The organism is Nocardioides stalactiti, assembly GCF_014180715.1.
Lineage (GTDB): Bacteria > Actinomycetota > Actinomycetes > Propionibacteriales > Nocardioidaceae > Nocardioides > Nocardioides stalactiti.
The window spans coordinates 21,019-27,289 of sequence record NZ_JACEFC010000055.1 but is presented as its reverse complement, the minus strand read 5'-3'; the positions used below and the strand labels follow the sequence as shown (position 1 = coordinate 27,289).

7 protein-coding genes and 3 tRNA genes are annotated in these 6,271 nt (G+C 71.2%); 6 read left to right on the top strand and 4 right to left on the bottom strand.

Annotated elements, in window-relative coordinates; all coding sequences use genetic code 11:
- Nucleotides 1-92 precede the first annotated feature (92 nt).
- Both H0487_RS12520 and H0487_RS12515 read right to left on the bottom strand, forming a co-directional pair.
- Nucleotides 93-590 carry a hypothetical protein gene (locus H0487_RS12520; RefSeq protein WP_183094568.1) on the bottom strand — a complete coding sequence of 166 codons (498 nt, stop codon included), beginning with the start codon at nucleotides 588-590 and terminating at the stop codon, nucleotides 93-95.
- Nucleotides 591-642: 52 nt separating this feature from the next.
- Complete coding sequence (locus H0487_RS12515) at nucleotides 643-906, bottom strand: helix-turn-helix domain-containing protein (RefSeq protein WP_183094567.1); 264 nt, start codon at nucleotides 904-906, stop codon at nucleotides 643-645.
- Between the two features lie 77 nt (nucleotides 907-983).
- Here H0487_RS12515 and H0487_RS12510 point away from each other — a divergent pair, with 77 nt between their 5' ends.
- From H0487_RS12510 to H0487_RS12490, 4 genes are all read left to right on the top strand, one after another.
- Nucleotides 984-1,355 (top strand): helix-turn-helix domain-containing protein, encoded by a 372-nt coding sequence (locus H0487_RS12510; RefSeq protein WP_183094566.1) that lies wholly within the window; start codon nucleotides 984-986, stop codon nucleotides 1,353-1,355.
- 28 nt (nucleotides 1,356-1,383) lie between these two features.
- Nucleotides 1,384-1,821: a hypothetical protein gene (locus H0487_RS12505; RefSeq protein ID WP_183094565.1), complete on the top strand. Its 438-nt coding sequence runs from the start codon at nucleotides 1,384-1,386 to the stop codon at nucleotides 1,819-1,821.
- Nucleotides 1,822-1,857: 36 nt separating this feature from the next.
- Nucleotides 1,858-1,942 (top strand) — tRNA-Ser (locus tag H0487_RS12500).
- A gap of 574 nt (nucleotides 1,943-2,516) precedes the next feature.
- A tRNA-Ser gene (locus tag H0487_RS12490) sits at nucleotides 2,517-2,607 on the top strand.
- Nucleotides 2,608-3,002: 395 nt separating this feature from the next.
- Here H0487_RS12490 and H0487_RS12485 read toward each other — a convergent pair.
- Complete coding sequence (locus H0487_RS12485) at nucleotides 3,003-4,019, bottom strand: phospholipase D-like domain-containing protein (RefSeq protein WP_183094563.1); 1,017 nt, start codon at nucleotides 4,017-4,019, stop codon at nucleotides 3,003-3,005.
- 139 nt (nucleotides 4,020-4,158) lie between these two features.
- Between H0487_RS12485 and H0487_RS12480 the strand changes: the two genes are divergently transcribed.
- Nucleotides 4,159-4,231 (top strand) — tRNA-Arg (locus tag H0487_RS12480).
- Nucleotides 4,232-4,309: 78 nt separating this feature from the next.
- Here the strand turns inward: H0487_RS12480 and H0487_RS12475 are convergent.
- Nucleotides 4,310-5,818, bottom strand: coding sequence for a cryptochrome/photolyase family protein (locus tag H0487_RS12475; protein WP_183094562.1), 1,509 nt, complete (start codon nucleotides 5,816-5,818; stop codon nucleotides 4,310-4,312).
- 37 nt (nucleotides 5,819-5,855) lie between these two features.
- Here H0487_RS12475 and H0487_RS12470 point away from each other — a divergent pair, with 37 nt between their 5' ends.
- Entirely contained in the window at nucleotides 5,856-6,269 is a 414-nt protein-coding gene (locus H0487_RS12470; protein ID WP_183094561.1) for an SRPBCC family protein, read from the top strand.
- The last annotated feature ends 2 nt before the right edge of the window (nucleotides 6,270-6,271 follow it).

Sequence of the window (6,271 nt, the reverse complement as noted above, 5' to 3'; positions counted from 1 at the left end):
GCCGGGCCCGCCCGCCAGCTCCAGCGAGGGGATGCTGACGGCCGGCCGGTCGCCGGTGCGGTAGGTGCACCGGAGCTCGGTGAGGGCGAGGGTCACAGCGAGAACGTGATGAACGGGTTCTTGCTGCAGGGGTCGGGGCTCCAGCTCTGGTCCTCGCAGACCTTGGAGTAGACCCGGCCCTTCTCGATGCCGTCGATGTCGGCGTAGTAGTCGGCGTCGTACTGGTCGACCCACGAGCCGCTGTTGTCGCGGGCGCTCTGGTCCATGCCGTAGCGGCCGCTCCACTTGTAGGTGCCGCCCTGGCCTCCGGGCCAGTACGCGTCGTACTCGGTCTCGGTGTAGACCTTGTCGCCGCCGGCGCGCGGGTCCTTGTAGTTGGTGTGGTTCTTCAGGCTGCCCTCCTTGGTGTACGACGTGCCGAACGCGAGGGCCTGGCGTGAACCGTCCTCCCAGGCGATGAGCGGATCGGTCTTGGAGTTCCAGTCCTCCGTGGCGGCCATCGCCGCCGGACTGGACGCCAGGAACAGGGCCGCTCCCGCCGCCGCGAGTGCGACGGGCGTGACCTCTCGGACGCGTTGTGCTCGAACCATCAGTGCATTCCCCCTTGGGTGGTGGTCGACGGACCCGTACCGCCGACCCGATCTATGGGTGCCCCTCGCCGTCGAGGCCGGCCGCGGCTGCGTTGAACAGGTCGGCGGCCGGGACGTCGAGCGCGATGGCGAGCTGCACGAGCTCGGCGACCGTGAGGCCGCTGCGGCCGCCGAGCTTGCTGTGCAGCGTGGACCGGGGGATCCCCGATGCCTCGGCCAGCTCCGTGATGCTCATCCGGCGCTGAGCGACGAGCGCACGCACCTCGGCGACAGCAGCACGGTTGACAGGGCCGTTGCGCTGTTCGTTCTGGGACACGCCCTCGACGCTAGTTCAGCATGAAACAAACTTCAAGGGGAGGGGACAACGTGTTCAGCTTGGAATACTGTTGCCCGATGGGACAGAGAGAGCAGGCCTCGATGCCGATCAACCGTGACGCGGTGCTGATGATCCGCGAGGGCTTCGCCGGCTCGGGCCTGACGCAGGAGGCGCTGGCACAGCTGACGGGGATCCCGCGCAGCACCTTGGCCAACATCCTCTCCCCGACCGCCGACCCCCGCCTGGTCCACATCGACCAGTTCGTCAGGATCGCGATGGCGCTCGACGTCGGGGCCGGGAGCTGGGCAGCCGCCCTCGAGGACCAGGCGCGGGCCCGGGCCAAGGCCGACGAGGTGGCGGCGCGCCGCGCGCGCAAGGCCGCCCCGCCGCCGGTGCAGAAGCGAGCCGCACGAACCCGGACGGGCAAGCCGTCCTCCGGCAAGGGGTAGTGGCGGTCCCCGCGACTACCGTCACGGCGTGATCCATCCGTGGCGCCGCCTGCGTGACCTCCACGGCTGGGAGCTGCGCTGGCACCGCCCCGAGGACGACGCCGATGCCGGCTTCACCCTGTTCGAGGAGCAGGTCATCAGCCTGCGCACCGACCTGACCTGGGAGGAACGGCGGTGCACGGTCCTCCACGAGTGCCTCCACGCCGAGCGCGGCCCCACCCTGGTCGGCGTGCTGGCCGAGCGCGAGGAGCTCCGGGTCCGCCGCGAGACCGCCCGGCTCCTGCTGCCCTCGGTCCAGGACATCGGTGACGTGCTGGTCTGGGCCCACACCGTCGACGAGGCCGCGACCGAGCTGCTCGTCGACGCCCACGTCCTCAGCGACCGGCTCGCGTGGCTGACGGCCAAGGAGCGCGCCTACTTGCGTCGCCGCGCCCTCAACTGCCGCCGCGACGGAGGGCTTCTCTAGACTCGCCCCGAGGCCGGTCCTGGACCGGGTCCTCGAGGAGGGGTGCCGGAGTGGCCGATCGGAACCGCCTTGAAAGCGGTCGTAGGGAGACCTACCGCGGGTTCGAATCCCGCCCCCTCTGCGTGGCTCTCCCCAGCGAAACCGTCGACTACCGGATGGCGCCCCTCGTGGTCGCCCGGTTCGTCGGCGCCTACCTGATCCTGTTCGCCATCGTGGTCCTGACCTGCACGGTCGTGGTCGCGGCCGTCGGGGTCGGTCCGGACGTCCTCGTCGTTCTCCTGGCGGCCGGGCTGCTCGGCCTGATCGCGGTGGCCTGGTGGCTGCGCACGCGGGTCAGCATCGTCCGGCTGAGCGCGACCGGCTACCGGGTGCGGCTGGTGCGCGGCGCCGGCGTCAAGGAGGCCCGGTGGAGCGAGGTCGAGGACGCGGTCGCCACCCAGCCCCAGGAGGTCCCCTGCGTCGTGCTGCGGCTGAAGGACGGTCGCTCGACGACCATCCCGATGGAGCTGCTGGCTGCCGACAAGGACGACTTCGCGNGAGCTGCTGCCTCCCGACAAGCACGCGTTCGCGCGCGCCGCCCGCGACCCCCTGGCCCGCGCGGGCCGCTGAGCCGCCGCTCCACGGGGTGGTCGATTCGGCTGGTCCCGCCGGCGCCTTGTAACCTGTGTCCGCTGACCGGCCCGGCCGGTCAGCGGGGAGGCGTCGCCTAGTCCGGTCTATGGCGCCCGCCTGCTAAGCGGGTTTGGGGCTACAACCCCATCGAGGGTTCAAATCCCTCCGCCTCCGCGTCAGCCCCCGGTGAGCACGCTCGCCGGGGGCTTATCGCTTCCGGAAAGCAAAGGTCCGGCAACAGACATTGCTTCTTTGGCTTGCCCAATGTTTGTGTGGTGAGCGACAGTTGACTGTCTGTCTTGGGACTGCGGCCTTGTCGCCGCGACAATCGGAGGGCAATGAAGATGAGGAACATGGTTCGGAGGGCCGCGATCGTGCTCGCCGCGACGGTCGCGACGGTGGGACTCACCACTGTTGCAGCGCCGTCATCGCACGCGCTGGACTCCAGCTGGGGTTGTGGCGGCGCCTGCCGCACGGTCGCCCGCTGATCTGACGACTTTCTCAGGCAGGACCGCCGGTACGCCGGCGGTCGTGCCCTTTTTCGGGCTGCCCGTTGACGCTCCCGCTCGTCAGCCCCCGTCGTCGGCAGGCTCGGCGTTCTCGTTGCCGGAGATCCCGGTGCTGCCCATCGTGTAGCCGAGCTGGAACCGGGTGTCGGCGTCGTACTCGGTCTTGAGGTCGGCGACGTAGCCGGCGTAGGTGCGCGGGCTGACGCCGAGGCGCTTGGCGCTGACGGCGTCGCTGTGGCCCGCGATGAGCATCCGGATCGTCATCGCCCGCTGCTCGGCGGCGATCTCCTTGACCGCGGACTCCTCGGCGTTGACGAAGGGCCGGCCTCGTGCCCACGCCCGCTCGAACACGTCGATGAGGTAGGCGACGACCGCCGGTTCCCGGACGACGACCGCCGTCGCGAGGGTGTCGGCGGCGGGGATGACCGCCGATCGGCGGTCGACCACGATCATCCGGTTGAAGAACTCGTCGAGCGTCCGGACCTCGGCGCCGCGGGCGGTGACCGCGGCGACGTACTTCTGGGTGATCGCGCTGCGCCGGGCGCTGTGCTGGTAGAGCGTCCGCATCGAGATCCCGCGCTCGAGCGCCTGGGTGTCGCGGAGCGCCGCCGCCGCGATGGACTGGGCGTCGCGCCCGGTCTGGGGCTGCGCGGTGAGGAGCTCTTCCTCGGCATCGCCGATGAGCGCGGTCAGGTAGGGGCTGATCGCCTCGTTGTGGAGGTAGGTGAACGCCCCGGAGGTCTCGGCGACGGGGGACCGGCGCCAGCTGTGGTTGAGCGACTGGAAGGCCTTGGCCCAGCGCGCGGACTCGTCGAGCAGCCGGGCGCCCTCGTTGCTGAGCGGCGTCACCACCCGCGACTGCACGTTGGCCGGTTCGAGGGCCCGCCAGGTGCCGGCGCGCTGGTCGAGCTGGACCAGGTTGAGCTCGGCGAGGAGGTCGAGCGCGATCTTCGCGTCGGTGCCGTCGGCGAGCCGCGCGTCGTCGGGACCGAGCCCGCCCTCCTGGACGATCAGGTCGTAGAGCTCGATGGCCGCACGCTCGAACAGCTCGCGGTCCTCGGGCGCAAAGCCGGACACCACGACCTCCTGCTCTCGCGTGCTCCCGGACTGCCCCGCCGGGCGCGTCGTGTCTGTTCGGATCATGTTCCCACACGGGGCGATTCGGCATCCGGAGCCCGCCTCGGCTATCCTCAACCGGTCGCTCGCAAGGCGGCGAGCGCCCGTAGCTCAACGGATAGAGCATCTGACTACGGATCAGAAGGTTTGGGGTTCGAATCCCTACGGGCGCGCAGGTTGATCTCTCACGGAGATCGCGGACAGGCCGGACCCTCGCTGGGTCCGGCCTTCTGGCTTTCCGGGCCCGGACGTCACGGCGCTCGGTTGCCCCGGGCTTCCTCCTGCGTGACGAGCTCCTCGAGGTCGGTGAGCCGGTCGAGGCCGCGGACCGCCTGTGCCATGCGGTGGTTGCCGGCGAACCGGTCGCGGTGGCGGTCGAGGAACCACCAGTAGCCGGCAGAGAACGGACAAGCGTCTTCCCCGACCCGCTTCCGGGGGTCGAAGCGGCAGGAGCCGCAGTGGTCGGTCATCTTGTTGAGGTAGGCCCCACCCGACGTGTACGGCTTGGTGGCCAGCACGCCGCCGTCGGCGTGCTGGGACATGCCGACCACGTTGGGCACCATGACCCAGTCGTAGCCGTCGACGAAGGCGCGGTGGAACCAGTCGGTGACCTGGGTGGGCGACCAGCCGCGCTGCATCGCGTAGGAGCCGAGCACCATCAGTCGCGGTATGTGGTGCACCCAGCCGTGCTCGGCCACCTGGTCGAGGGTGTGGGACAGGCAGCGCGCGTCCGTGGCCGCGCCGTCGAGCTCGGCGAACCAGCGCGGGATCCGGTCCCGGGCAGCGAGCTCGTTGCGACGTCGGTAGGGCTCGCCCAGGTGCCAGTACAGGTGCCACACGTAGTCGCGCCAACCGATGACCTGGCGCACGAAGCCTTCGACGGAAGCGATCGGCGCGGCTCCGGAAAGGTAGGCCTCCTCCGCCTTGTGCACGACCTCCAGCGGCTCGAGGAGACCGAGGTTCAGCGGCACGGACACCAGTGAGTGCGCCATCCACGGATCGCCCTCCAGTACCGCGTCCTCGTGCGCTCCGAAGGCCGGGAGCCGGTGGGCGATGAAGTGGTCGAGCGCCGCGAGTGCCTGCCGCCGGGTCGCGGGGAAGCGCCGCGGTCCGTCGCGCCCGATGAAAGCGACGGCACCGTCGCGTTCCCACCGGTCGAGGTCGGCTCGGACCTCCTCGTCGACCTCGTCCTCCTCGGGCCACCACGGCTCGGCGAGGCCGAGCCCGGCGGCACCAGCGGGCGGTGGCTCCCGGTTCTCGTGGTCGAAGTTCCAGCGACCCCCGGCCGGACCGTCGCCGTCGAGCAGCACGCCGTGCGCAAGACGCGCGCGCCGATAGAAGTCCTCCATCAGCAGCCGCCCCTTCCGGCCGGCCGCCCACCGGTCGAAGTCGGCGCGCGAGGTCGCGAAGCCGCGGGGATCGTGGATCGTCAGGTCGAGCTGCTCGGCGAGGCGGGTGACCAGCCCCAAGGCGGCGTACGACGTCGGGTGGACCACCTCGAGCGGACCCGCGGCGTGCTGCCGCACCACGTCGGCGTACCCGCCGTCGGCGCGCACGTAGGTGAGCCGGTCGCCGAGCTCGCGCGCCCGGTGGCGCATCGCGGAGAGCAGGAGATGGGCCTTGGCGCGGTGGAAGCGACGACGGGCGAGGACGGCCCGCGACTCGACCATCAGCACGGGGCCACGATGGTCGTCGAGGAAGTGCGGACCGAGCTGGTCCCCGAAGAGCCACCGCACCGGCGGCCCCGCGCTCTTCGCCATGGGAGCGACACTAACGACCGCAGGGCAGGATGGACGCGTGCCCGTCCTGGTCTCCGCCTCGGGGCCCGCCTCCGTCGACGAGGCCTGGGCCCGCTACTCCCGGCCGTCGGCCTGGCCGACGTGGGCTCCGCAGATCACGCGGGTCGCCACGGACCGGGCGGTGCTGGAGCCGGGCCTGCGCGGCGTCGTGCACGGACCGCTGTTCGTGCGGGTGCCGTTCCGCGTGGGCGAGGTCGACCACGGGGCGCACCGCTGGTCATGGCGGGTCGGCGTGGGCGCGGCGGCCGTGCACATGGAGCACGGCGTCGACCCCGAGGGCAGCGGTAGCACCGCATGGGTCCGGATCCACCTGCCGTGGCTGGTCTGCTTCCCCTACCTGCCCGTCGCCCGGTGGGCGCTGCGGGGGCTGGTGACCAGCACGGCGGAGTGCCGTCCGGGGTCCGCGCTCTAGGT